Origin of the sequence: Methanoculleus chikugoensis (assembly GCF_019669965.1) — an archaeon.
Taxonomy (GTDB): domain Archaea; phylum Halobacteriota; class Methanomicrobia; order Methanomicrobiales; family Methanoculleaceae; genus Methanoculleus; species Methanoculleus chikugoensis.
On record NZ_AP019781.1, the window covers coordinates 516,216 to 539,464 of the forward strand.

23 protein-coding genes are annotated in these 23,249 nt (G+C 63.8%); 12 read left to right on the forward strand and 11 right to left on the reverse strand.

Features of this window, described 5'->3' with window-relative positions:
* Window positions 1-512 precede the first annotated feature (512 nt).
* Window positions 513-995, forward strand: a complete 483-nt coding sequence (locus tag MchiMG62_RS02695) for a TIGR00725 family protein (protein ID WP_221057771.1) — start codon at window positions 513-515, stop codon at window positions 993-995.
* Here the strand turns inward: MchiMG62_RS02695 and MchiMG62_RS02700 are convergent.
* Genes MchiMG62_RS02700 through MchiMG62_RS02710 form a run of 3 tightly spaced genes read right to left on the reverse strand, consistent with a single transcriptional unit; the run spans window position 922 to window position 4,207 of the window.
* Entirely contained in the window at window positions 922-2,832 is a 1,911-nt protein-coding gene (locus MchiMG62_RS02700; protein ID WP_221057772.1) for a molybdopterin biosynthesis protein, read from the reverse strand. The genes MchiMG62_RS02695 and MchiMG62_RS02700 overlap by 74 nt on opposite strands.
* The gene (locus MchiMG62_RS02705; RefSeq protein ID WP_221057773.1) at window positions 2,826-4,028 is read right to left on the reverse strand and encodes a molybdopterin molybdotransferase MoeA; all 1,203 of its coding nucleotides are present in this window, start codon (window positions 4,026-4,028) and stop codon (window positions 2,826-2,828) included. Before MchiMG62_RS02705 ends, MchiMG62_RS02700 begins: the two co-directional genes overlap by 7 nt.
* Complete coding sequence (locus MchiMG62_RS02710) at window positions 4,025-4,207, reverse strand: hypothetical protein (RefSeq protein WP_054848296.1); 183 nt, start codon at window positions 4,205-4,207, stop codon at window positions 4,025-4,027. Before MchiMG62_RS02710 ends, MchiMG62_RS02705 begins: the two co-directional genes overlap by 4 nt.
* Window positions 4,208-4,300: 93 nt before the next feature.
* Here MchiMG62_RS02710 and MchiMG62_RS02715 point away from each other — a divergent pair, with 93 nt between their 5' ends.
* The 8 genes from MchiMG62_RS02715 (at window position 4,301) to rpl12p (ending at window position 10,138) form a co-directional block, all read left to right on the forward strand.
* Entirely contained in the window at window positions 4,301-5,614 is a 1,314-nt protein-coding gene (locus MchiMG62_RS02715; RefSeq protein WP_221057774.1) for a D-aminoacyl-tRNA deacylase, read from the forward strand.
* Window positions 5,611-6,708: a cell division protein FtsZ gene (ftsZ, locus tag MchiMG62_RS02720; protein WP_221057775.1), complete on the forward strand. Its 1,098-nt coding sequence runs from the start codon at window positions 5,611-5,613 to the stop codon at window positions 6,706-6,708. The genes MchiMG62_RS02715 and ftsZ overlap by 4 nt, the downstream gene beginning before the upstream one ends.
* Before the next feature lie 6 nt (window positions 6,709-6,714).
* Window positions 6,715-6,924, forward strand: coding sequence for a protein translocase SEC61 complex subunit gamma (locus MchiMG62_RS02725; protein WP_054848295.1), 210 nt, complete (start codon window positions 6,715-6,717; stop codon window positions 6,922-6,924).
* 5 nt (window positions 6,925-6,929) lie between these two features.
* Window positions 6,930-7,403 carry a transcription elongation factor Spt5 gene (locus MchiMG62_RS02730; RefSeq protein ID WP_221057776.1) on the forward strand — a complete coding sequence of 158 codons (474 nt, stop codon included), beginning with the start codon at window positions 6,930-6,932 and terminating at the stop codon, window positions 7,401-7,403.
* Window positions 7,404-7,594: 191 nt separating this feature from the next.
* Complete coding sequence (locus MchiMG62_RS02735; protein ID WP_221057777.1) at window positions 7,595-8,071, forward strand: 50S ribosomal protein L11; 477 nt, start codon at window positions 7,595-7,597, stop codon at window positions 8,069-8,071.
* A gap of 51 nt (window positions 8,072-8,122) precedes the next feature.
* Window positions 8,123-8,764 (forward strand): 50S ribosomal protein L1, encoded by a 642-nt coding sequence (locus tag MchiMG62_RS02740; protein WP_221057778.1) that lies wholly within the window; start codon window positions 8,123-8,125, stop codon window positions 8,762-8,764.
* Window positions 8,764-9,792, forward strand: a complete 1,029-nt coding sequence (locus MchiMG62_RS02745; protein WP_221057779.1) for a 50S ribosomal protein L10 — start codon at window positions 8,764-8,766, stop codon at window positions 9,790-9,792. The genes MchiMG62_RS02740 and MchiMG62_RS02745 overlap by 1 nt, the downstream gene beginning before the upstream one ends.
* A 28-nt stretch (window positions 9,793-9,820) precedes the next feature.
* Complete coding sequence (gene rpl12p / locus MchiMG62_RS02750; protein WP_221057780.1) at window positions 9,821-10,138, forward strand: 50S ribosomal protein P1; 318 nt, start codon at window positions 9,821-9,823, stop codon at window positions 10,136-10,138.
* 258 nt (window positions 10,139-10,396) lie between these two features.
* Here rpl12p and hypF read toward each other — a convergent pair whose 3' ends face one another.
* Complete coding sequence (hypF, locus tag MchiMG62_RS02755) at window positions 10,397-12,604, reverse strand: carbamoyltransferase HypF (RefSeq protein ID WP_221057781.1); 2,208 nt, start codon at window positions 12,602-12,604, stop codon at window positions 10,397-10,399.
* Between the two features lie 57 nt (window positions 12,605-12,661).
* On the opposite strand from hypF, the gene MchiMG62_RS02760 reads away from it, so the two are divergent.
* From MchiMG62_RS02760 to MchiMG62_RS02770, 3 genes are read left to right on the forward strand one after another with little or no spacing between them, the layout of a single operon-like run.
* Window positions 12,662-13,174, forward strand: a complete 513-nt coding sequence (locus MchiMG62_RS02760; protein ID WP_221057782.1) for an ArsR family transcriptional regulator — start codon at window positions 12,662-12,664, stop codon at window positions 13,172-13,174.
* Window positions 13,158-13,967: a DUF7839 domain-containing protein gene (locus MchiMG62_RS02765; protein ID WP_221057783.1), complete on the forward strand. Its 810-nt coding sequence runs from the start codon at window positions 13,158-13,160 to the stop codon at window positions 13,965-13,967. Before MchiMG62_RS02760 ends, MchiMG62_RS02765 begins: the two co-directional genes overlap by 17 nt.
* The gene (locus MchiMG62_RS02770; protein WP_221057784.1) at window positions 13,964-15,973 is read left to right on the forward strand and encodes a DEAD/DEAH box helicase; all 2,010 of its coding nucleotides are present in this window, start codon (window positions 13,964-13,966) and stop codon (window positions 15,971-15,973) included. The genes MchiMG62_RS02765 and MchiMG62_RS02770 overlap by 4 nt, the downstream gene beginning before the upstream one ends.
* A 426-nt stretch (window positions 15,974-16,399) precedes the next feature.
* On the opposite strand, the gene MchiMG62_RS02775 is transcribed toward MchiMG62_RS02770, so the two are convergent.
* The 7 genes from MchiMG62_RS02775 to MchiMG62_RS02805 form a co-directional block, all read right to left on the reverse strand.
* Window positions 16,400-17,416, reverse strand: a complete 1,017-nt coding sequence (locus MchiMG62_RS02775) for a PAS domain S-box protein (RefSeq protein ID WP_244987777.1) — start codon at window positions 17,414-17,416, stop codon at window positions 16,400-16,402.
* A gap of 348 nt (window positions 17,417-17,764) precedes the next feature.
* Complete coding sequence (locus tag MchiMG62_RS02780; RefSeq protein ID WP_244987778.1) at window positions 17,765-18,904, reverse strand: MFS transporter; 1,140 nt, start codon at window positions 18,902-18,904, stop codon at window positions 17,765-17,767.
* A 172-nt stretch (window positions 18,905-19,076) separates the two neighbouring features.
* Complete coding sequence (locus MchiMG62_RS02785) at window positions 19,077-19,913, reverse strand: class I SAM-dependent methyltransferase (protein ID WP_221057787.1); 837 nt, start codon at window positions 19,911-19,913, stop codon at window positions 19,077-19,079.
* The gene (locus MchiMG62_RS02790) at window positions 19,910-20,761 is read right to left on the reverse strand and encodes a polymer-forming cytoskeletal protein (RefSeq protein ID WP_221057788.1); all 852 of its coding nucleotides are present in this window, start codon (window positions 20,759-20,761) and stop codon (window positions 19,910-19,912) included. Before MchiMG62_RS02790 ends, MchiMG62_RS02785 begins: the two co-directional genes overlap by 4 nt.
* Before the next feature lie 16 nt (window positions 20,762-20,777).
* Entirely contained in the window at window positions 20,778-22,013 is a 1,236-nt protein-coding gene (locus MchiMG62_RS02795; RefSeq protein WP_221057789.1) for a 2,3-bisphosphoglycerate-independent phosphoglycerate mutase, read from the reverse strand.
* 27 nt (window positions 22,014-22,040) lie between these two features.
* The gene (locus tag MchiMG62_RS02800; protein WP_221057790.1) at window positions 22,041-22,505 is read right to left on the reverse strand and encodes a hypothetical protein; all 465 of its coding nucleotides are present in this window, start codon (window positions 22,503-22,505) and stop codon (window positions 22,041-22,043) included.
* 133 nt (window positions 22,506-22,638) lie between these two features.
* Window positions 22,639-23,232 carry a 30S ribosomal protein S3ae gene (locus MchiMG62_RS02805; protein WP_221057791.1) on the reverse strand — a complete coding sequence of 198 codons (594 nt, stop codon included), beginning with the start codon at window positions 23,230-23,232 and terminating at the stop codon, window positions 22,639-22,641.
* Window positions 23,233-23,249: the final 17 nt, after the last annotated feature.

Genomic DNA, 23,249 nt, shown 5'->3' on the forward strand with positions numbered 1-23,249 from the left:
GTTGGGGGACAAAGTGTTTCGTACTATGGGGAGTGGTGCAGACTCATGCGAAGCCGTGAAAGGGCGCGACTCGTGACCGCGTGCGATCCCGAGGGGGGATGGTCAAGTGGGGAACTTGTTGGGGGACGAAGTAAGCGAAGCGAGGGGAAGAACCCAGTACACTGGACCGTGGGGGTATCGCCATTTGGGGAGGCGGCTCGCGGGGTTCCATACCATTCGTCACCCCACCCCGCCCGCGCTTCGCGCTCCTCCCCCGCCCCTCAGGGGCGGGGGCAGTCCGTGGCGATATCCCCTGAAATCCGTATATGGGGATTGAAATGGGTCCGGTACTTCACTATCATTTTTGAGACTATCCCCGGGAGGTCAAACCCTCGACTTCCCTTCGCGTTCTTCGTGGCTTCGCGTGAGTTTTCAGTACGGGGCGATGGAGCCTCACGCGAGAGACATGATGCCGCGAAGGCATGTTCGCTTCACCCCACCCCTTTTATCCCCTGCTCCCCGACCTCTCCCCCATGCAGATCGCAGTCATCGGGAGGGAGGACTGCTCCGCTGAGGAGTATGAAGCGGCTGAGACTATCGGCTACCTCATCGCCGGGAATCACGAGACCGTCTGCTGCGGCGGCCTCGGCGGGGTGATGGAGGCCGCCTGCAGGGGTGCAAAAGAGGCCGGCGGGACGACCGTGGGCATCCTCCCGGAGACCGGGGAGGGGAACCCCTACCTCGATATCGTCATCCGCACCGGGATGGGCCACGCGAGGAACGTCGTCCTCGTTCACTCGGCCGACGCGGTGATCGCCGTCGGAGGAGGCTACGGCACGCTCTCGGAGATCGCAGTCAGCCTCAAGACGGACAAGCCCGTCTTCGGCCTCTCTACCTGGAAGATAGAGGGGGTGTTTGTCTGCGCCACGCCCGAGGAGGCGGTCATCCTCGCAGTTCGCGCAGCACGCCTGTCTCGGCCGTCTCGTAGCCCCCGAGATCCCGGAGAACCTTCTTGAACGCCTCCGAGGAGACGGTCTCGATGAGAGCCGCGATCCGCGGGTCGTCGAGCATCTCGCGGTGCATAGCGAGCTCGTAGCGCTCCGTCGCCACCGGGACGAACGCGAGATCGAGCGCTTTTGCGGCGCTGTAGACCCCCATTCCCGCGTCGACCTCGCCGGTCCGGACGGCAAGCGCCACCGCAAGGTGCGTCGTCACCTCGCGTTCGTAGCCACTGATGGAGGCCGGTTCGATCCCGCGCTCCGCGAGATGGTGGTCAAGGAGCATCCTTGTCCCCGACCCCCTCTGCCGGTTGACGAACGTCCGGCCGGGCAGGTCCTCAAATCCGAGGCCGTCGCGGGAGATGACGCCCTGCTGGCGCTCCGCCACGCAGAGGAGGACGAGGTCGGCGCCCGGCAGGTAGCGCTCCAGGTAATGGGTGTTATAGGTGCCGTCGGGGGCGAGGAGGTGCATCGGAGCCGCGTGGCACTCCTGCTTCTTCAGTGCAATCACCCCGCCCATGCTCCCGACATGGGTGGAGTGGACGTCGACGCCGCGCGGCCGCACCAGGTCGGCCAGGTGGTCGAGGGCGGGGTCGTGGCTGCCGGTGACGAGCACCGCCTCCTCCGCCTCTGCGTGGGGGACGGTGAGCCGGACGTCCACGGCCTCCCCCGCCTCGGCCCCTTCCTTCTGCGACGGGATCTGCATGTAGCCGTTCGCCCGCACCGCGCTCATCTGGACGCCCGCGCCCCGTGACTGGGGCACCGCCACCCAGCGTTCGCCGATCCTTCCTGCCGAGAGGAGGACGAACTCGTCGGTTCCGATATCGGAGTGGAGGCTTGTGGTCAGCCGGGCGGCAACATGTTCGGGCTCGCGGACGGGCATACCGTAGCGGGCGACGAGGGGCATGACGATCTCGCGGAGCACCGTCGCCGCTGCAAGGGGATAGCCCGGGAGCCCGATCACCGGTTTCCCCTCGATCCTGCCGATGATCACCGGCTTTCCGGGTTTGATGGCGACCCCGTGCGCCAGCACCTCGCCGAGATCGCGGATGATATCGGCGGTGTAGTCCCGCGTTCCGGCGGACGATCCCGCCGAGACGAGCAGGACGTCGTTCTCCGCGACGCCGCGCCTGACCGCCTCCCGGATCATATTGTAGTCGTCCGGGACGATCCCGTAGCGGTGCGCCTCCACGCCCGCCTCCGCGAGGACGGACGCGGCCATCAGGGTGTTGCTCTCCACCACCTTCCCGGGCGGAGGCATCTCACCCGCCGGCACGAGTTCGCTCCCGGTGGGGATCAGGCCCGCCCGGAGACTGATGACCGCAACCTCCGTGACGCCGTAGTTTGCGAGCGCCCCGAGGTCGTGCGGCCGGATCCGGTGCCCCCTCGGGAGGATCATCTCCGACTCGCCGATGTCCTCGCCGACCGGGCGGACGTGCTGCCAGGGGCTGACCGGCTTTCGGACGGTGTAGGTCTCGCCGTCGCGACGTTCCACGGGAGCGGAGCGGGAGAAGTCGTCAGACTTCGACCCGACCCAGACGTCCTCGATCATGATCACCGCGTCGTAGCCGGGCGGGACGATGTTCCCCGTATTGACCCGCGCCGCGTCCGGGAGGGTCACCGGGTTCTGCTCGTTCGCGCCGACGGTATTGGCACTCCTGACTGCGATCCCGTCCATCGCCGAGAGATGGATGGCGGGGACCGAGAACCGGGCGAATATGGGCTCCGCGGTGATCCTCCCCACCGCCCCGGGATTCACCGGAACGCGGACGACTCCCGGAACCGCCGAAAAAGAGGATTCTACAAGCGCCCGCGCCTCCGCGAGCGATATCACCGAGAGGTAGCGTTTCACCACAGGATCACCTCGACCTCTTCGTCGACCTCGAACCCCTCGCTCGATGCCGGGATCCGCACCAGCCCCTCGCTCTGTACCAGGGTGTTGAGGAGTCCCGACTTCCCGAAGACCGGTGTCGCCTCCCCGTCGCCGAGACGGACCCGGACATAGTCCTCCCGCCCGCGGGTGGAGGGGATGTTCTGGGTCAGCCGTGCGCGGACGGTTCGCCGGGAGACGGCGGTCTGCCGCATCGCCGCGAGGAGATGATCGACGACGGCGACGAGCACGACGAAGGCCGAGGCCGGGTGCCCGGGGAGCCCGATGACCGGTTTGCCCCGTGCCGTCCCGATGATGGTGGGTTTTCCGGGGGCGATGGCGATCCCGTGCACCAGCACCTCGCCGAGTTCCGCGACGACCGCGGCGGTGTTGTCCCGCTCGTCCTTCGACGAGCCTCCCGAGACCAGAACCGCGTCGCACCGCTCAAGCGCAGAAGAGACCGCCCGTTTCAGCACCGCCCGTTCGTCCCTGACGATCCCGAAGTAGACCGGATGGCAGCCCCGTTCGGTCACGAAGGCGCCGGCGAGGTAGGAGTTCGCGTCCCGCACCTCGCCCGGCCCGGGGGTCTCGACGACAGGGACAAGTTCGTTCCCCGTCGAGATGATCCCGATCTTCGGCACCTGCACCACGCTGACCCGGTCGGCGCCGATCGCCGCGGCAACGCCGATCTCGCGGGGGGTCAGCACGCGCCCCCGTTCCAGAGCCGCCTTCCCCCCCCTGAAGTCTTCGCCGCAGAAGACCACGTTCTCCCCCGGCGCCACCGGGCGGTGGACCAGGATATCGTCCCCGATCTGCTCGGCGTGCTCGATCATCACCACCGCGTCCGCGCCCGCAGGGAGAGCTCCGCCGGTGGGGACGTAGCGACACGATCCGGGGGAGATGCTCCCGGCATCCGCGCTCCCCATCCCGACCCGGCCCCGGCACTGGAGCATCGCCGGGATGGCCTCGGACGCCCCGGTGGTCTCGGCCGCGGCGACAGCGTAGCCGTCGACCGTCGAGCGGTCGAACCCCGGGATGTCGATATCGGCATGGACGTCCCTCGCGAGAACCCGGTGCAGGGCGTCTTCGAGCGGCACGTCCTCGTACCCAAGCGGCGGCGCGATCCTCCGCACCGCCTCCACGGCCTCGGCGACGGATACGACCTCGAGAAAAAGGCTCATCTGAAGCAGCCCAGCTGACAGCTGCGGATCTTTATTCTCGGTTCGCGCTGGTTGCAGTACCGGGCGATATCCATCTTCGGGATGCTGTACTTCTCCGATATCTCGAAGGCCTGCGGGCAGGTTAGCTCGTCTTCTATGCCGTATGCCTCGAAGGCTTTCCGTATCTTATCCTCGTCCATAGTACAACATGGTATGCCTGAAGGAAGATAGGATTTGCTATCGCGCCGGTCAAGCACTACCATTTAGCAGCCTCGCGGTCCACATGGTACCCGATGCGGATCGCGCTGATCAATTCAAAACAGGACACTGCAGGGGTAACCATCAGACACCACCTCGAGACCCTGCTCGTGGCGGGCGGGCGGTGGCCGCTTGCCGAACGGCATGAACTGACGTTCTGCGAGGTCGCAGGAAGGCTGATCCATCAGGACCGGATCGACCGGGAGGTCGATGCCGATCTCATCCTTTTCATATCCCGGCATGCGAGCGTACACCCGACGCCCGCCCTGACGGTGCACGTCACCGGCAACTACGAGGCCGCCGATCTCGGCGGGGAGCCGGGGAGACTCGCTCCGGCAGCTCCCGCGTGGATGCACGCAATCCTCGGCAACCTCGCCGCCCGTGCCCCGGAGGGCTACCGTGTCTCCTACGAGGTGACGCACCACGGCCCGACGGAGCTCTCGACGCCCTCGCTCTTCGTCGAGATCGGGTCGACCGCGACCGAATGGGCCGATCCGGCCGCCGGGCGAGCGGTTGCGGAGAGCATCCTTGCCGCGGAGCCGCAGGAGACGATCAACCTCCTCGGTTTCGGCGGCACCCACTACGCCGTGCGGCAGACCGGGATTGCTCTCTCTTCCCGGGGAGCCTTCGGACACATCGTCCCGACGCGGCAGATCGGCGCTATCGATCCCGATCTCCTCCGGGTGATGCAGGAGGCGAGCGGCGCCGTGGCGGCCTACATCGACAGGAAATCGCTCTCGAAGGACGAAGCCGGGCGGGTCGAGCGGATGCTCGACGATGCCGGGCTCCTCCTCCTCTCCGAGTCGGAGATCCGGGAGGCGTCCGGTCTTGCGTGGACCACCTACCTCCGGGTCAGGTCTCTCGCCGAAGAGATTGCTCCCGGGTCACGCGTTCGCATCCACGATCTTGTGGGAGAGGGGAATCCCGCTGTGGTCAGGATTGTGCCCGATCTGATTGAAGAAACGATTAAATCCGACAGATCGGATTTTCTCAACGGTCTCGACCTGTTGCCCGTCGCCCATCTCTCCTCAGGGTCTACAGAGGTATTATCGACGTTTATCGGCTTTGAAAGCGCATCGTCCCGACTCGCAAGAGATATAACTACCCTGTGCGTAAAACTCTTACTTATCTGTGAAAATGCTGTTATCGACGGTGATCACCTCGTCCTCCGGAAGGTGCGGTTCGACCCCGAGAAGGCGCGCAGACACGGGGTGCCGAAAGGGCCGCTCTTCGCCATGCTTGCCGGCGGAAAGGCGGTCGAGTTCGAGGGCCGAAGGATCACACCCGATGCAGTGCAGACAACCAGCGTGAAGCGGATACATATCCCGGGATTGGAGAAATACATATGAAATCCATCGTAGAAGAGGCACTTTCACGGGCGCGAGAGGACCAGCGCTTTGCTGAGCCCACGGAGGTCGACAAAGAGCTTGAAGAGCTCCTTATGGAACTCCGGACTGAGATTGCAGTCGTCGGGTGCGGGGGGGGCGGTTCGAACACGGTGACCCGGATGACGGAGGAAGGGATCAACGGGGCGCGGCTGATCGCTCTCAACACCGACGCGCAGCACCTGGTCAGAACACGGGCGGATACCCGGATCCTCATCGGGAGACAGAGGACCCGCGGTCTCGGCGCCGGCTCGATCCCTCAGGTTGGCGAAGAGGCGGCCATCGAGACCGAAGACGAGATCAAGCGGGCCGTCGAGGGGTGCGACATGGTATTCATCACCACCGGGCTTGGGGGCGGCACCGGTACCGGCTCCGCACCCGTGGTCGCGAAAGCTGCCCGGGAGGAGGGCGCACTGACCATTGCGGTGGTCACCCTGCCGTTCACGGTGGAAGGCGCTATCCGGGGCCAGAACGCTGAGGCCGGCCTCGAGCGGCTCCGTGAGGTTGCGGATACCGTCATCGTCGTCCCGAACGACCGGCTGCTCGAGGTCGTGCCCCGGCTTCCGCTCCACGCCGCGTTCAAGGTCTCGGACGAGGTGCTGATGCGGGCGGTCAAGGGCATCACCGAGCTCATCACGATGCCCGGTCTCGTGAACCTCGACTTCGCCGATGTCCGGACGGTCATGGAGCGCGGAGGCGTCGCGATGATCGGGATGGGCGAGAGCGACAGCGAGGACAAAGCCGCCGACTCGGTCAAGAAGGCGCTGCGCTCCCCGCTGCTCGATGTCGACATCTCCGGGGCGACCGCAGCCCTCGTCAACGTGGTCGGCGGGCCCGATATGACCATGTCCGAGGCGGAAGGCGTCATCCAGGAGGTCTACGACCGCATCGATCCCGACGCCCGCATCATCTGGGGTGCCCAGGTCGACCCCGATATGCAGGGCAAGATGCGGACGCTGCTTGTGGTCACCGGCGTCCGGTCACCACAAATATATGGGAGAAACGAAAAGAGTATGCCACGCATGATGAAACAGTTTGAGATCGACTTCCTGAAGTGAGCCAAGATGATGGATTATAAAGAGACGTTGAAGGAAGTAAAGTCGTTCAAGATCGAGGAGGAACTCTTCAAAAAGTACTGGCGGGTGCTGAAACTGGCACGGACGCCGACCCGCGACGAGTTCTCCAAGATCGCCATTGTGGCGGCGGCCGGGATCATGCTCATCGGCCTTGTCGGCTTTATCATATACGAGATCATGCTGGTACTGCCCAAATGATGGATATGGCTGAGAGCGCAAACAGGATATACGCGATAAAGACGACCGCAAAACAGGAGCGGACGGTAGCCGACAACATCGAGAAGGTGACCCGCGAGCAGAAGGACATCCATGTGGTGGCCGTTATGGTTCCCGAAGAACTGAAAGGCTACGTCCTCGTGGAGAGCCCTGACTCCATCGCCCGTATAGAGCAGTTGGTGGAGCTGATCCCCCACGCGCGTGCGGTGGTGCAGGGTTCGACGGCTCTCTCCGAGGTGGAGCATTTCCTGGTGCCGAAGAAGGCGGTCACCGGCATCACCGAGGGCACCATCGTCGAGATCATCGCCGGCCCGTTCAAGAGCGAGAAGGCGGTCGTCAAGCGCGTCGACACCGGAAAGGAAGAGATCACGGTCGAACTCTACGAGAGTATGATTCCGATCCCGATTACGGTCCGCGGCGACTCCGTTCGCGTCGTGGAGCGGTCGGACGAGATGTCCTGAAGAATATCCTCATCTTCTTTTTTCCCGCCGCGTCCCGCTATACCGGCGGCGATAGAACCCCCGGCGACCGGGTGTCACGCACGCGCGACGTCTGCATGTGCTACCCGGGTACTGTACTTTAAATCCTCTCACGTAGACCTTAGATAACCCAGGCAACTATTCCCCTGAGGAATAATAGCTGGTGAACTTGTATGGCAGAAACGGTCGAGGTATTGGTACCCGGCGGCAAGGCAACAGCAGGCCCGCCTCTGGGGCCCGCGCTCGGACCTCTCGGTATCAACGTGAAGGCTGTCGTCGACGAGATCAACAAGAAAACAGCCGAATTCAACGGCATGCAGGTGCCGGTGACGGTCACGGTCGACGATAAGAAGAACTTCACGATTGAGGTGGGCATCCCGCCCACGACGGCGCTCGTCATGAAAGAGGCCGGTATTGCGAAAGGTTCGGCAGAGCCGGGTGCTCAGGTGGCAGGCAATCTGCCGCTGGAGGCCGCCGTCCGTATTGCCCGTATGAAGTTTGATGGCATGCTCTCGTACGATCTGAAGTCCGCGGTCAAAGAGGTCCTCGGAACGTGCGTAAGCGTCGGCGTCACCATCGAGGGGAGAAAACCCCGCGAGATGATCCAGGCCATCAATGACGGGGAGTACGACGGCGTACTCGTCGCATAGATGTCAGACAACCATAGAAGATCGTGAGGTCGTGTACTATGGAGGCAAAGGATGGTTGATAAAACCAGTATACAGAAAGCCGTTGTAACGGCACTGGAGAAGGCTCCGGAACGGAAGTTCAAGGAGAGCGTGGATATCACCGTCAACCTCAGGAATATCGACATGTCCCAGCCCAAGAATCGTATTGATGAGACGATTCACCTCCCGCACGGTTTTGACAACGTCAAGATCGCAGTTCTCGGGAAGGGCGATATCACCACGCAGGCAAAAGAGGTGAACGTGGACCTCATCATCGGACCTGAGGAGATCGAGCGGCTCGGGGGAGAGCCCCGCGAAGCGCGCAAGGTGGCGGATGAGTACCGGTTCTTCCTTGCCGAGACGGCAATGATGCCGCTCGTCGGTCGGTATCTCGGTGTCAGGCTCGGTCCACGCGGACGGATGCCGATGCCGGTTCCGCAGGGAATGGATATCCGGCCCATCGTTCAGCGTCTCCGGAGCTCCGTGAAGGTCCGGACGAAGGACAAGAAGGTCTTCCACGCAAAGGTCGGAACTTCCGGGATGGATTCCGAGCAGATCGCCGAGAACATCGATACGGTTCTCCGGAGGGTCGAGTCCGTCCTCGAGAGCGGCGCGATGAATATCCACTCGGTCTACGTGAAGACGACCATGGGGCCGGCAGTGAGGGTGATCTGATGGCGCTCTATACGCAGCACCTGCCCCGGTGGAAGAAGGAAGAAGTAGAGGAGATCAGGCGCGGTATCGAGGAGCACTCGCTCGTCGGCGTCGTGGACATGTACGGCATTCCCGCCTCGCAGGTCCAGCAGATCCGGCGGAACCTCCGCGGCACGGCGAGGGTGAAGATGGCCCGCAACACGCTGATCGAGCACGCCTTAAACGAGCTCGGCGGCAGCGTTGCGTCCTTAAACGACCACGCCGAAGGCCAGAGCGCCCTGATCTTCACGAACGAGAATCCTTTCAAGCTCTTCAAACTGCTCGAGAAGACCAAGACGAAGATGGCGGCGAAGCCCGGCGAGACAGCTCCCGAGGATATCGTCATCCCGAAGGGTCCGACCAGCTTCAAGCCCGGCCCGATTGTGGGCGAGCTCCAGCAGGTGGGCATTCCCGCAGCCATTGAGGGCGGAAAGGTCAAGATCCGCGAGACGAAGACGGTCGTGAAGAAGGGCGAGGTCATCAGCAAGAAGGTTGCCGACGCTCTCGTGAAGCTCGGCGTCAAGCCGATGGATGTCGGTCTCATCCTGCAGGCCGCATACTACCGGAATACCATCTTCACGCCGGACCTGCTTGCTATCGATGAGGAAGCCTACGCGAACAACATCGTGCTCGCGGCCCAGCAGGCGTTCAACCTCTCGGTCAACGCCGTCATCCCGACCCGGCTTACCGTCGCGGCCATCATCGGCAAGGCGGTTCGCGAGGCCCGGAACGTGGGCGTCGAGGCGAGCATCTACGAGAAGGATATCGTCGACCTGATCATCGGGCGGGCCCAGCGCGAGATGCTGGCCGTCGCGCTCGCGGCACAGGGCCGTGGGTTCGAGCTCGATGAGGCGACCCTGAAAGCCGCATCGGCTGCGACCGTTGCGGCACCCGCGGCAGCAGCCCCGGCGGCAGCCGAGGAGAAGCCCGAGGAAGAAGAGTCTGAAGAGGAAAAGAAGGAAGAAGAGGAGGAGAGCGGCATGGCCGGTCTCGGTGCCCTCTTCGGCTAATATCATTTCAACAAGAGGTGAATGAACTATGGAGTATATCTACGCTGCACTGCTCCTGCACAACGCAGGCAAGGATGTAACTGAAGAGAATGTGACTGCTGTCCTGAACGCGGCCGGTGTCGAGGTCCAGGATGCCCGCGTGAAGGCGCTCGTCGCCGCACTCGAGGACGTGAACATCGAGGAGGCCATCAGCAAGGCCGCCGTCGCGCCCGTCGCCGCTGCCCCTGCAGCTGCTGCCCCTGCAGCCGCCGCCGCGCCCGCAGCCGAGGAAGAGGCCGAGGAAGAGTCCAAGAAGGAAGAGGAAGAAGAGAGCGGCATGGCCGGTCTCGGCGCCCTCTTCGGCTAAACCTTTTTTTTCTTTCGCGTTCAACGAACCGGATCGACCGGTTATTTTCAGGAATTCCGGGACGCGACGCCGTCTCCGCGTCAAAGCCCCCCGTATCGTTCTCAAGATTCTTTTACTATCTACGTCGCGGCATCGCATCGTTGCGAATCACGGGGCGCCGAACGGCTGGATCAAAAACAGTTACGAACCAGCGGTCGCCGGTGTTCTGCGAAGAAAAGGGATGCCTGTCCGGCTACGGCCCGGTGAATACGGGGGCTCTCACTCCTCCACGCTCCCCCCGTAGACCACCTGCCCGAAGCTGATGCAGCCGTCGCCGAGCGGGTAGCCCTTATTCATGATGAACTCGAGCCCGGCGGTGCGGATCTCGGTTCTGATCGTCTCCCGGATCGCCCGGTTGTAGGCCACGCCGCCCGAGAGCGCCACCCGGGGGATCCCCCGCTCTTCTGCCGCCCGGACGGCCATCGCGGCGACGCCCCGGGCGAGGTTGTACTGGATCGATGCGGCGAGATCTTCGGCACGCTCCCCGGCGGCGGACCGCCGGTAGGCCTCTGCGAGGAGCGACCTGGTCGAGAGGACCTCGCAGCCGCTGTCCAGCTGGTATTCGATCTCCCAGGCCGAGGGCTTCCCGGCGTGCGCCGCCGTCTCGAGTTTCATCGCCGGCTCCCCGTCGTAGGTCCGTTCCCGGCAGATCCCGAGGAGGGCTGCGGCGGCGTCCAGCACCCGGCCGGTGCTCGATGTCGCGGCGACGTTCAGGCCCCGCTCCACCTGCCTGACGAGGACGGCGAGCTCGATATCGCTCCAGCCCCGCGATGCGAGCAGGTCCCGGACTTCGGGGGTGGGGAGGATGCCGTAGAGCATCCGCTCCGGGAACCGGGTGGCGAGGTCGCCGCCCGGCATCGGGACGACCTCAAGGTGGGCGACCCGATCGAGGTAGGGGACCTGTCCGGCGAATACCTCGCCGCCCCAGATCGTGGCGTCGTCGCCGTAGCCCACCCCGTCGATCGCGATCCCGACGCACTCCTCCCGGGTTGCGGCGGCGATGTGCGCCCGGTGGTGCTGGACGGCGAGGAGCTCAGCCCCTGTCGCTTCGGCAACCTCCCTCGCGTAGCGGGTCGAGAGGAACTGCGGGTGGAGGTCGTGGACGATCCGGTCGTATCGTGCGCCGGTGAGGCCGCCGAGCCGTTCTGCCGTCTCCTGCAGGTAGGCAAGGGTCTGGGGGTTCCTGACGTTTCCGACATGGGGGGAGGTGATGCAGAAGCCGCCTTTATAGATGGAGATGTTTGCGTTCAGTTCCGGGCCGACGCCGAGGATGCATCCCTTGCCGAGGTCGATCGCCTCCCGCTTCGGGGCGAGGCCGCGGGAGAGCCGGATGATGTAACCGTCCCGGACGACGGAGTCGTCGCACCGGTTGACGATCCGGCGATCGTGGGTGAGGATGTAGTCCACCTGCCCCGGAAGCCGCTCGAGAGCGATTCCGAGATCGGTGATCATCGGGTAGCCCGGCAGGTTCGCGCTCGTCATGACGAGGAGCGGGTGGGCGAGGTTCGCGAAGAGGAGGTGGTGCAGCCCGGTGTAGGGGAGCATGCACCCGATGGTGTGGAGGTCCGATATCGCCGGGTGGGACGCGGGATCGCGCTTTTCGAGCACCACGATCGGGCGTGCCCGGGAGTGGAGGATCCGCCGCTCTTCGTCCGGGACGAGCGCGATCCGTTCCACCTCCTCCGGGGTCGCCATCACCGCGAGCGGCTGCTCCGTCCGGCCGAGGCGGCGTTTCAGAACCCCCGCCGCCTCTTCGGTGCAGGCGATATGAAATCCCCCGATCCCGCGGATGGCGACGATCGAGCCTGCGTCGAGGAGGGCCGCCGCCTCCCGGACGGGGTCCCCCGCCACCGGCGTTCCGTCGGCCCGGAGGAGGGCGAGACCCGGCCCGCAGGCCGTGCAGGCGATCGTCTGGGCGTGGTGGCGGCGGCACGACGGGTCGGTGTACTCGCTCTTGCAGGCGGGGCAGACCGGGAACTCCGCCATCGACGTCCGCTCCCGGTCGTAGGGGATGGTATTGATGATGCTGTACCGGGGCCCGCAGTTGACGCAGGACGTTGCCCAATAACCTTCATATCGGCCGCCCTGTTCGAAAATATCGGCGATGCAGTCGTCGCAGATGGCGACGTCGGTCGGGATGAACCCCGAGAGGCTCCCGGAATTGCTCTCGAGGATGGTAAACTCTCCGGTCTGCCTGCCGCGCAGATTCTGGACATCTACGGAATCTATTTGAGATAGTGGCGTTCCTCTGGAAACGGCGTCCAGGAATTCCTCGAAGCGCTCGCCGGACGCGTGAATCTCGACCTCGCTCCCGAGGTTTTTGACCGTCCCAGTGATCCCGAATTCCTGCGCTTTTGCATAGACGAAGGGACGAAACCCGACTCCCTGGACGATGCCCCGGATGATGATTGTGCCACTGGTACGCATTGAGATTTCAGCAAAAATTTATGGAGTTATACCACCATATAATAATAGGGTATCGCAGTGACGGGACATATTAAAATTCTTAACGATCCAGTAGAGCTGGTTCCTCTTCTCATAACGTTCAATAATGCCGACTATAAAAAGATCTACGAATTCTTAAACAAGGCCTGGCTGACCGAAGAAGACCTTGTGGCGTATGCCGCCCCCTCGACCGTGACCGAGTGCCTCTCTATCCTCAAGAAGGGAAACCTGATCGAAGAGCAGTGGCGGATGCCGAAGCCCGGAGAAAAGCCGACGAAGGAGTACCGGGCGACATACAGCAAGTTCCGGGCCAGTTTCCAGTGTTCCATGGGCGATATCGGAGACCTGCTGCACATCGCCGTCTCGAACGACGAGGGTCTCCGCACGATCGTGGACTCGGTCGAGCAGGAGATCGTGGCCGGGACCACCTCCATCGGAGACATCTCCCGAAAATACGGGGTCAGCCCTATCTTCATCAAGGGCCTGGCGAAGAGGATCCCCGGCCTCGACGTGAAAGGGCAGGGAATGGTGCTGCTTGACCGACTTCAGTGACGACCCTCTTTACGTCATCCTGCGCAGCAAACGGGAGGCCACCCGGTTCCAGATCCTCGTCGAGATCGCCGAACACCAGCCGGCCGTCCGCCAGCAGGAGATCGCCGCGAAACTCGGCGTGACGCCTCAGGCCGTCTCCGAGTACATCCGGGAGCTGGTGGACGAAGGACTGGTCACCGCTCACGGCCGGGGTCGCTACGAGGTGACGAAGAGCGGGATCGAATGGGTTCTGCGTCACGCCGAGGCCCTCGAGGCTTATGCCCGCCACATCAACCGGGACATCATCCAGCAGGTGGCGGTCTGGACGGCTATCGCCCGGGACGATATCCGGAAGGGGGATACGGTCGGTGTCTTGATGCAGGACGGGTGGCTCTATGCGACGAAAGAAGAGCAGAGCGCCACCGGCCTTGCGACCATGGACGCGGCACCGGGAGAAGATCTCGGCGTCGCCCGGTTGAACGGTATCATCCAGCACGAGGAGGGGCTCATTCACGTCTGCAAGGTGCCGCGGGTGGAGCGGGGCGGGTCCCGGCAGGTCAGCACGGATCTTCTCCGGGAGGTCGTTCGGGGTGTGGAGATGGTGGGCGCCGTCGGCCTCGAATCCTACGTGGCCCTCAGGAAGGCGGACATCGAGCCGGATATGTTCTTTGGTTCGCGGGAAGGTGTCGTCGAAGCGGCGTTTCACGGTCGAGAGTGCGCAATTTTTATCGTCGATGAGGAGTTTACTGATTTCCTCAAACGTCTGGAGACGGTGGGGCTCGCCTACACGATCCACGACCTGATCCCGTCATGAACGTCATTGTCCAGCCTCAGAAAGGCACGTATAAACTGTTGTTCGTCGAAGGCGGCCGCGTTGAGGGTTCCGGGTTCGTCGATCTGACCGCGACGCCGAAGGGTCAACGCCCCAAGAACTTCAAGATGCGCCGGCGCGGCAAACAGCTCAAGCCAACCCCGACCCGGGACCTCATCGCCCTGCTGCGCCGTTCTTCGGTGCTCCTTGCGGCGAAGAGCCCTGAGTTCGAGTCGTTCCTTGCCGATCTCCAGATTCCGGCGTCACGGATCAACATCTGCCGATTCTGTCAGCTCGAGGACCGGTTCGTGCCGGTCGACAGGGCTACCGGCGTCCGGTACGGCGGCGAGTGGATCTGCATGGAGTGTGCAAAACGCGAGATGCGCCGGGAGCTCGGTTACCTGGGGAAGTTCGGCGGCTCGGTGCTCGTCCACCTGGAGAAACTCCTTGCCCAGGTCCGCGACCTCGACCGGGTGCTGGCGTCGGTGGGGCCCGAGCGCCCCGACCGGAAGCGGACGCTCTTTGACCGGCTCGAGGCGCACGAGGTTCAGAAGACCGCCCATATCACTGAACTCCCGCTCCCTCCCGCGTTCTCGAAGGCCGCCGGGGTCGAGTATCTGATGCCCGTCCAGCAGCTTGCCGTCCAGAACGGCCTCCTCGAGGGGCAGCACCTCCTGGTCGTCTCGGCCACCGCGAGCGGCAAGACCTTCATCGGGGAGATGGCCGGGATGAAGAACTTCCTCGAAGGCAAAGGAAGGATGCTCTTCCTGGTTCCGCTGGTCGCGCTCGCGAACCAGAAGTACCAGCGGTTCCGCGACCGCTACGGCCACCTCGTCCGGGTCACCCTCCAGACCGGGGTGAGCCGTCTCAACCTCCCCGAGACCCGGCCCGCAGGGGATCGGGACGTCAACGCCCCTATGGTGGTCGGAACCTACGAGGGGATCGATCACGCTCTCCGGACGGGGCGACCCTTGAAGGACATCGGAACCGTCGTCATCGACGAGGTGCAGATGCTCGAGGACCCGGAGCGCGGCCACCGTCTCGACGGGCTGATCGCCCGGCTCAAGCACATTGCTCCCGAGGCGCAGTTCCTCTACCTCTCGGCCACGATCGGTGCTCCCGGGCTGCTTGCGGAGAAACTCCGGGCAAACCTTGTCCGCTACGCGGACCGGCCGGTCCCGCTCGAGCGCCACCTCATCTTCGTCGAGCGGGCGAAGAAGATCAACTTCATCAAGCAGATGGCCGCCGAGGAGTACAAGATACGGTCGTCGAAGGGCTACCGCGGTCAGACGATCGTCTTCACGAACTCCCGCGCCCGCTGCCACGTCATCGCCGACGCCCTCGGCAGGAAGGCCGCTCCCTACCACGCGGGACTGTCCGCGCAGGAACGCCGGGACGTCGAGCGGTGGTTTGCGAACGGGGAGATCTCTACTGTCGTGACCACGGCGGCTCTTGCTGCTGGCGTCGATTTCCCGGCATCCCAGGTGATCTTCGACGCGCTTGCGATGGGCATCCAGTGGCTCACCGTCCAGGAGTTCCACCAGATGATGGGCAGGGCGGGCCGGCCGGACTTCCACGACCTCGGCCGGGTGGTCATCCTGGCGGAGCCCGGGGGGTCGTACTCCCGGACGTCCGGGAAGACCGAGGAGGAGGTCGCCGTCGGCCTCCTGCGGGGCGAGATGGAGGAGGTCGCGCCCGAGTACGACATGGAGCAGAGCACGGAGGAGTTCGTGGCGAACGCCGTGGTCTCGAACGGCGACGAGCAGCAGATCATCAAGATGAACCGGGCGATGGTCGGGACGCTGGAGCCCGCCCTCCCCACGCTCCTCGACTACGGGCTGGTCCGGCGGCGGGGCGGGCGTATCGAACTCGCCGATATGGCCCGGGTGATGGCCGAGCACTTCATCGGCGCCGAGCGGTTGATGGAGATCAAGGATCTCGTCCGGCGCATGGACGATGCCGCCGAGATCGTCGCGGAACTCGAGTGCGCCGAGGAGACGACGCCGTAGGGTTTTTTCTCAGGATTTTCGGGGAACTCGCCTGGAAACTCCCCTCCAAAAAACCACATTTATTTGTGTTCTTCAAGATTCCTTGTCCCCTGGTTTCGCGTTTCGTGACATCGCAAAGCCCATGTACGGATTTCCACCGGATATCGCCACGCACTGTCCCCGCCCCTCGGGGCGGGGGAGGAGGCCGGAGGCCGGGCGGGGTGGGGGTTACAGGCATTCATTCCGACGTGGAGACAGGGGGGGGATGCTCCCCCCTCCCCGTCAGCCCCACCCCCGCGTGGCGATAGCCACCACGGTCCACTGTATTGGGACTCTCTTGTCTCAACAGGTCTATTGGCGATCAACAGCACTGCAGTATTCTCAACCATCACTGCAGGTTCACTGGCTCCTCACATCCCGGCCTGGTGCAACCCAAAACCCCTCTCCCTACCGATACCGCTCCAGATACTCCCGCACCTTCTCCGACTCCACCCAGCCTTCGTCGAGCTGCTTGAGGATTGCCTTGATCTGCCTGACCTGCTCGCGGATCTTCTCCGCCCGCGGATCGTCGATGAGGTCGGCCATCCCCTGGACGACCTGGAGGGGGTTTCTGATGTGGTCGGTCAGGACCGCGAACTGCTCGATGTTTCTCTCGATCTGTCGGTATGCCTCCATTCTCTCCCGCTCGATCCTCTCCCGCTCTCCCATCTCGCGCCTGAGGCTCTCGTTCGCCGCCCGGAGCTCATCCGTCCGCTGCGTCACCAGTTCCTCAAGGCGGTAGCGGTAGTCCATCAGCTCCTTCTCGGTCCGTCGCCTCTCCGTCACGTCCCGGGCGATGATCAGGATGGCCGGGGTGCCCCCGAGGGTGATGCGGTGGATGCTCGCCTCGACGGGGATCCGGTTGCCCTCCCGGGGGATCAGGTCGGCGGAGTGCAGGCGTTGGTCGCCCTTCTTGAAGTCGCTCCGGATGAGGATGACCGATCCGGGAGTGAGGGCGAAGAGCTCGTCCCGGGTATACCCGAGACACCGGCAGGCGAGCGCGTTCGCATCCAGTATCCGGTAGGGCGTCCCTTCCCTCCCGACGGCGCAGACCAGCAGAAAGTCGTTCCCGCTCTCAAAGAGGAGACGGTATCGGTCCCGGCTCTCCTGGAGATCCCGCCGGGAGCGCTCCAGTTCCCCGAGCACCAGGTTGACCTCCTCGACAAACCGCGAGACCGGGTCGCCCCTGACTGAAGGGAGGCGGGGCGGGACACTGTTCGTTGACCTGATGCCCTCGATGCTTGCATCCATGCCGGCGATGCGGGTAGCCACCTCCCGCTCCTTGAACCAGACGCCGATCAGCCCGAAGGCGATGCAGATGACGAGGAGTTCGATGAGCAGGACACCGGGAGAGGTCAGGACCTCCCCGGAGAACTCGAACGGAAGAATGAGCGCGAGGAGTGCCTGATGGCAGGGTCGGGGCATGCGGTGGGCTGGAGGAGGAAACGCCGGGAACAGAGGTTGATCGTTGCGGGAGATCATACCGTTATACCAAGTCGCATATGGCGGGGAGATTCCTGCCCGGGGCCTGCGGGGCGGAGCCGTGGGGCGGTCGTCCGGTCGCCCTGCAGGTAGTTACCGTGGCGGTTCAGGCGCGTTTTCGTCCGCGCGCCTTCGTATCCCATGATGGCGAATTTAGTATATAAATATTTCCCATGCGGGGGAGAAGTTTACAGCGTAAATTCTACTTTTTATCCCGTCTGAGGGGTGTTACGGGGCACCAGGAGAATTATGTCGGTCTTTTGGCTGACGGAACCGGGGACCGGAGGAGGTCTACCCGGACCCGGGAATATCGTTCGTATCGGCTGCTCGGGCGCTCCTCTGCATCATCACCGCGAATATCACGGTTCCGAGGAGGCTTATCGCACCGCCTACGTAGAAGACGGCGTCGATGCCGATGTAGTCCATGAAGACGCCCCCCATCAGCGGCGCGATGATCATGCCGATCCCAAAGACCGTGTTGTAGGCGCCCATCGAGGTTCCCATCCCGATAGTCCGGCCAGCATCGACCGTCAGGGCCATGATGGCCGGCTGCTGGATGGCCCCCCCGATACCGACGAAGGAGGTGATCGCGAGCAGGGGCCAAAACGACCCCGATATAGGAATCGCAGCGATCGCCAGCGCTGTTATTGCCGAACCGACGACGATCAGGACGACCTTGTTCCCGGTATCGGTGACTCTCCCCACCGGCACCTGGAGGAGCGCCATCAGGAAGGTGTTCGCGGAGAGGACGATGCCCACCTCGAAGGGGGTGATCGCGATCAGCGGACCGAAGATCGGGATGAAGACCATCATGCCTCCCCGCCCGAGGGCGCTGATGAAGGAGAAGACCATGACCCCCCGCATGACCGGGAGCCTGAAGCTCTCCCGGAGCGGGATAGCGTCCCCTTCCGGAGCCGTGAACGTGCTGCGTTTCGCTTCCGGGAGGGAGATGCCGACGAGGAGCGTGGCGAACGCCGAGAGGGCGGCCATGACGTAGAAGACCGATTCCATCCCGAACGCATCGTTCAGGAACCCGCCGAGCAGCGGCCCCACCCCCATGCCGAGGAACATCGAGATGGAGAAGTTCCCCATATGGCTCCCCTCTCTCCCCTTCTCCGAGAGGTCGGCGACGTAGGCCATGGCTATCGGGACGACCATGGCCGATGCGAGGCCGTGGGCGAAGCGGACTGCCGTGAGCGAGTAAACGCTGTCGGCGATGATATACGCAAGCGACAGAACCGCGTACGCGAGCATGCCGATGAGGATGATCCATTTCCTCCCCCGGCGATCCGATATCCTGCCGATGATGGGCATGAAGACCGACCGGGAGAGCGCGAAGGCTGAGAAGATGATGCCGAGCCAGATGCCGGTCGCGCCCAGGTTCTCCGCGTAGATGGGCAGCAGCGGGCTGACGATGCCGAGCCCGAGCATGGTGGCGAAGACGGATATGAATAAGACGTTATAGATTCGTTTAGCGGTATTCATGCCGATTACACTCGAATGAAGGTCCGGTCCGCGAATCAGGTCCGTGGTGGGTTATTCTCCTGTTGCGGGGAAAAGAGTTGGTGGTACTGCGCACTATATATTGGGTGGCAGGCCGCAATCACGTCCGTTGCGCGACGCAGCACCACCGATCGTAGAGCGGATCGCGCCGGTTTTCGAAGACCTCGGTCGTTCTCCCCTCCCGCGTGCACCACTCCTCCACCCTTGCCGCCTCCTTCTCTGTCCCGACGGTGATCAGCGTCTCATCGGTGAGGGCGAGGAGGTTCGCGATGATCGATCTCCAGAGGGCCGTATTGTAGGAGTAGATCTCCCCGACCATGAAGGCCGCGCCGAGGGGCACCGGGTCGATATAGTGGGACGCCTTCCGCGCGTCGATGCACATGGTGTCGGAGGGCACGAGACGCCCTTTCGAGAGGCCGAGTGCGAGAAGGCCTGGGTCGTTGTCGTAGGCGAGCGCCCGCACCCCTCCCGCCCGGAGAGCCGCGGTGCCGACCCCCGACCCGCAGCAGCAGTCGAGGCAGGGGGTCCCCGTACGGTCGCCCCAGACCTCGTCGAGGAGGTCGCGGATCTTTCCCTCCCGGTCGGGGCGCAGGTCTTCGAGGGAGGGGATGGTGGTCTTCGAGAGTTCCGCACTATAATACTCGCGGACCGCCGAGAGCCATGCCTCCCGGCTCTCCTGGTAGATGTCGCCGCCGACCGCCTCGAAGCACTCGATGGCGGCGAGCGTCGGCTCCCGGAAGAGGAACGAGGCGGCGTGCCACTCCTCGCCGTCGTGGAGGGCAAGCGCGATCGGCTCCTCCTTCTCGTCGACCAGGAGACGTGCCTCGTCAGGCGCAATCTGGAGCAGCAGGAGCGTGCATGCATCCACCGCCAGTTCCGAAAACGACGGTTCGACCAGCCGGCACCTCTCGACCTCGAGGATCTCTGCAACCTTCATGCCGTCCGCCTCTCGATCTTCATGCCGCCCGGCGCCCGGATGACCCCGTCCACGCGTGCGTCCTCGTGCAGGGTGAGACGCTTGCAGGAGACGTTCCCGAGAATATGGGCTTCCTGCTCGATCGTCACGTCGCCCTCGCTCTGGACGTCGCCGTGAACGGTTGTTCCTCTGGCGACACTCGCACCTTCGCGCGCATGAAGGCTCCCGAAGATCGTCGTCTCCTCCCGGACGGCGATCGAGCCGGCACGGATGTTCCCGTGCAGCCGGCACCCTGACCCGACGGCCATCTTCTCCGGGACGGAGAACGTCTGCATGTTGAGGACGGCGCCGCCCGGGATCATCAGTGGCGTGGCGGTGGGGGCGGTCTCGTCGTCGCCGAAGAGTTTTTCGAGGACGGAACTCAGTTCTTCCTCTTTCTCGATCCCGAGAACGGCCACCAGGTACATCACGATGTAGATGATGACCGGCATAGGGTTTCGGATGGAGATCCAGCCTTTCGCCTCAAACCCGCGCTCGATCTGGACGTTGTCCCCGATATCGAGGTCGCCCCTGACGACCAGCTTGCCCTGGATCTTCACCCCTTCGCCGAGGTAGGCGTCCTCCTCGACGACGACGTCCCCGTTGATCTCGCACCAGTTGTCTATCCTGGCGTCGCCGCTCGCAACGATGTTGCCGTTGATCTTGCTGAATTCACAGACCACGACGTCGTTACCGAGGAGGCCGTAATCAATCCGGCACCGCTCGCCGATGACGATGTCCTGATCGGTCTTGAGCGTCCTCTCCTGGAGCTCGGTATGGTCCGGGAGGGTGCAGCCCTTGATCCAGTCGTGGTCTCCTGTCGGTTCCATTTACCTGGTATAATCTTCATGCGCCATACTTATGACTCTTATTAATTAGATCCAGGGTGATCGGCATGAGATCGCGGCCGCGGATCCGGTGAAGCCCGCCCTCCGCGCACGAAACCTCGTCGAACTGGTTCGTCCGGTCGACCCGGACGCCGGGCCCCCTGATGACGACCGGAACCGGGTCGGCGCTGTGGTCTTTGACCGAGCAGGGCGTGCTGTGGTCGGCGCAGACGACGATCAGGGTCTCCTTGAGATCGAGCAGCGGCGCGAGCGCCTCATCGATCACCTCGATGAAGTCGCGCTTCTGGATGCCTTTGCCGTCGTGGCCCGCCTCGTCCGCACCCTTGATGTTCATCAGCACGAAGTCTTTCCGGCCGAGTTCCTCTATCGCCGCCCGCACCTTGGCGTCGAGATCGGAGTCGACCGACCCGGTCGTCCCCGGAACCGGGATGTGCTCGAGCCCCACGACCTTTCCGATCCCGGAGATGAGGGTGGCCGCCGAGATGACGCTCCCGGAGAGCCCGTAACGCTCGGAGAACTGCGGGAACGCGCCCATCTTTCCGGCGCCCCGGATCAGGAGGAGGTTTGCGGGCGGCAGTCCTTCCTCCATCCGCCGGACGTTCACCGGGTGGTTGTAGAGGATCTCGCCGGACTGGCGGATGAACTCGTTGCAGGCGCGGGCGGTCTTTGCATCCGCCGGGTCGTCGGTGCAGGGCCGGATCGTGAGCGGTCGTGCTCCCTCTTTCTTCGGGTCGTTCGAGGAGACCTTATCGCCGAGCCCTTCCCCGACGAGGGCGAGGGCTGCCCGGTGACCGGCGCCCGCCTCGAACCGGATCTCGACGCCGAGCGCCGAGAGGTCGACGCCGTCCCGGATGGCCTCTGCAAGCGGTTCCGTCCCGGAGATCCGGCCGGCCCGGCGGTCGGTGACGAGGCCGTCCGCGTCCACGGTGGCGAAGTTGCACCGGAAGCCGATCATCCCGGCGGTCATATGGATGCCGGTTCCTTCGGCCTCGAGCGGGCCGCGGCCGGTGTAGTACTCCTGCGGCGGGTAGCCGAGCAGGGCGAGGTGGGAGGTGTCGGACCCGGGCCGTATCCCGGGCGCGACGGAGTCCATGATCCCGCATATGCCTTCGGCGGCGATCTGGTCGAGAACCGGGGTTCGTGCGGCGGCGAGCGGGGTCAATCCATCCAGCGCTTCGCAGGGGCGGTCGGAGATCCCGTCCAGTACCAGGAAGAGAACTTTCTCAGCAATCATCGAGAACAGGTGAGATCCAGAACCTGATTACTCTTCCCGGTGAGCGGCGGAGATCCGGGTTGCCGGGCAGCTCTTCGCCTTCTGGACGAGTGCCAGGCACCGCTCGATCCGGAGAAGCGCCTCCTTCGCGAGGGTTTCGCTCTCCTCGCGGCACTCCTCCCCGCACCCGAGCATGATGAGGATGTTGGCCGTCTTGATGATGTCGGCCGAGAGGCACCGGAGTTCTCCGGCGAGTTCTTCGCCGAGGAGTGCTCTCATGTCGCACGCGGTGTTGTAGAGCTGGTGCGAGCACCGCTCAAGCATCGCGTTCGAGGCGAGAACCCGGGCGCTGCCGCTCTCCTGCTCTCTGAGTTCGTCCCACTCCCGGTGGAACCGGACAATCACCCTCATGACGATCCCCCGTGCCATCGTCTGTCGCTCGTCGAGGCCCCGATCTTCGAGCGCGACCCCGTTTATCCGCCGGAGCCTTGCATGCCGTCCTTCGATCATCATTGCCGTCACCTCCCTCTCGTTTTCCAGGGGAGGTATACCCCGTCATGGGGCATATACCCTTCGCGCCGTTCCCGTCGAGTGAGCGAGGGGGCGTGAAAGGTACGGGATTCTTAAAAAAACGAAGGGAAGGGCCTTATACGGCCGCAACCTGTTCCAGTTTGGACTTGGTGATCTCGACCCGGCGGATCGGGTAGATCGTCTTGACGACCTTGAAGATGTCCCGGGCCATGTCGCCGGAGACGATATCCTTGACCAGGGTCTCGAAGTCGCTCTCGGCCGCCCTGGCGGCGAGAGCCTGCGAGATTGCCTGCCGCACGGCGTGGACCTGGCTCTGCTCGGCCCGCGAGAGGGTGAGACAGACGACCGTCACCCGCAGGAGTTTCTTGTCCTTGCTGACGACCGGGTGGATGGTGTCGATGCGGGATGCCCGCCGCTTGACCATCGACCGGAGGTAGTCGCGGGTCACTTCGTGCCCGACGAACTCGGTGTACGCGGCGTCGCCTGCGACGTTGTTGATCTTGAACCTCATCTTGATGTGAGACTTGGAGTAGTCCTGCACGACTTCGCCGAGCGTTGCGGTCATGATGCGGCCGACCATGTTCTCGGGGTCGGCGGAGATGGCGTCGCCGATCTCGGCTTTACCGAAGGCGTCGGGTACGTAGACACGGTACCACTTCTTGGCCTTCCAGCCTTCCAACCTTCTTCCAACCTGTTTCTTCTTTGCCATGGTATCACTTCTCTCTG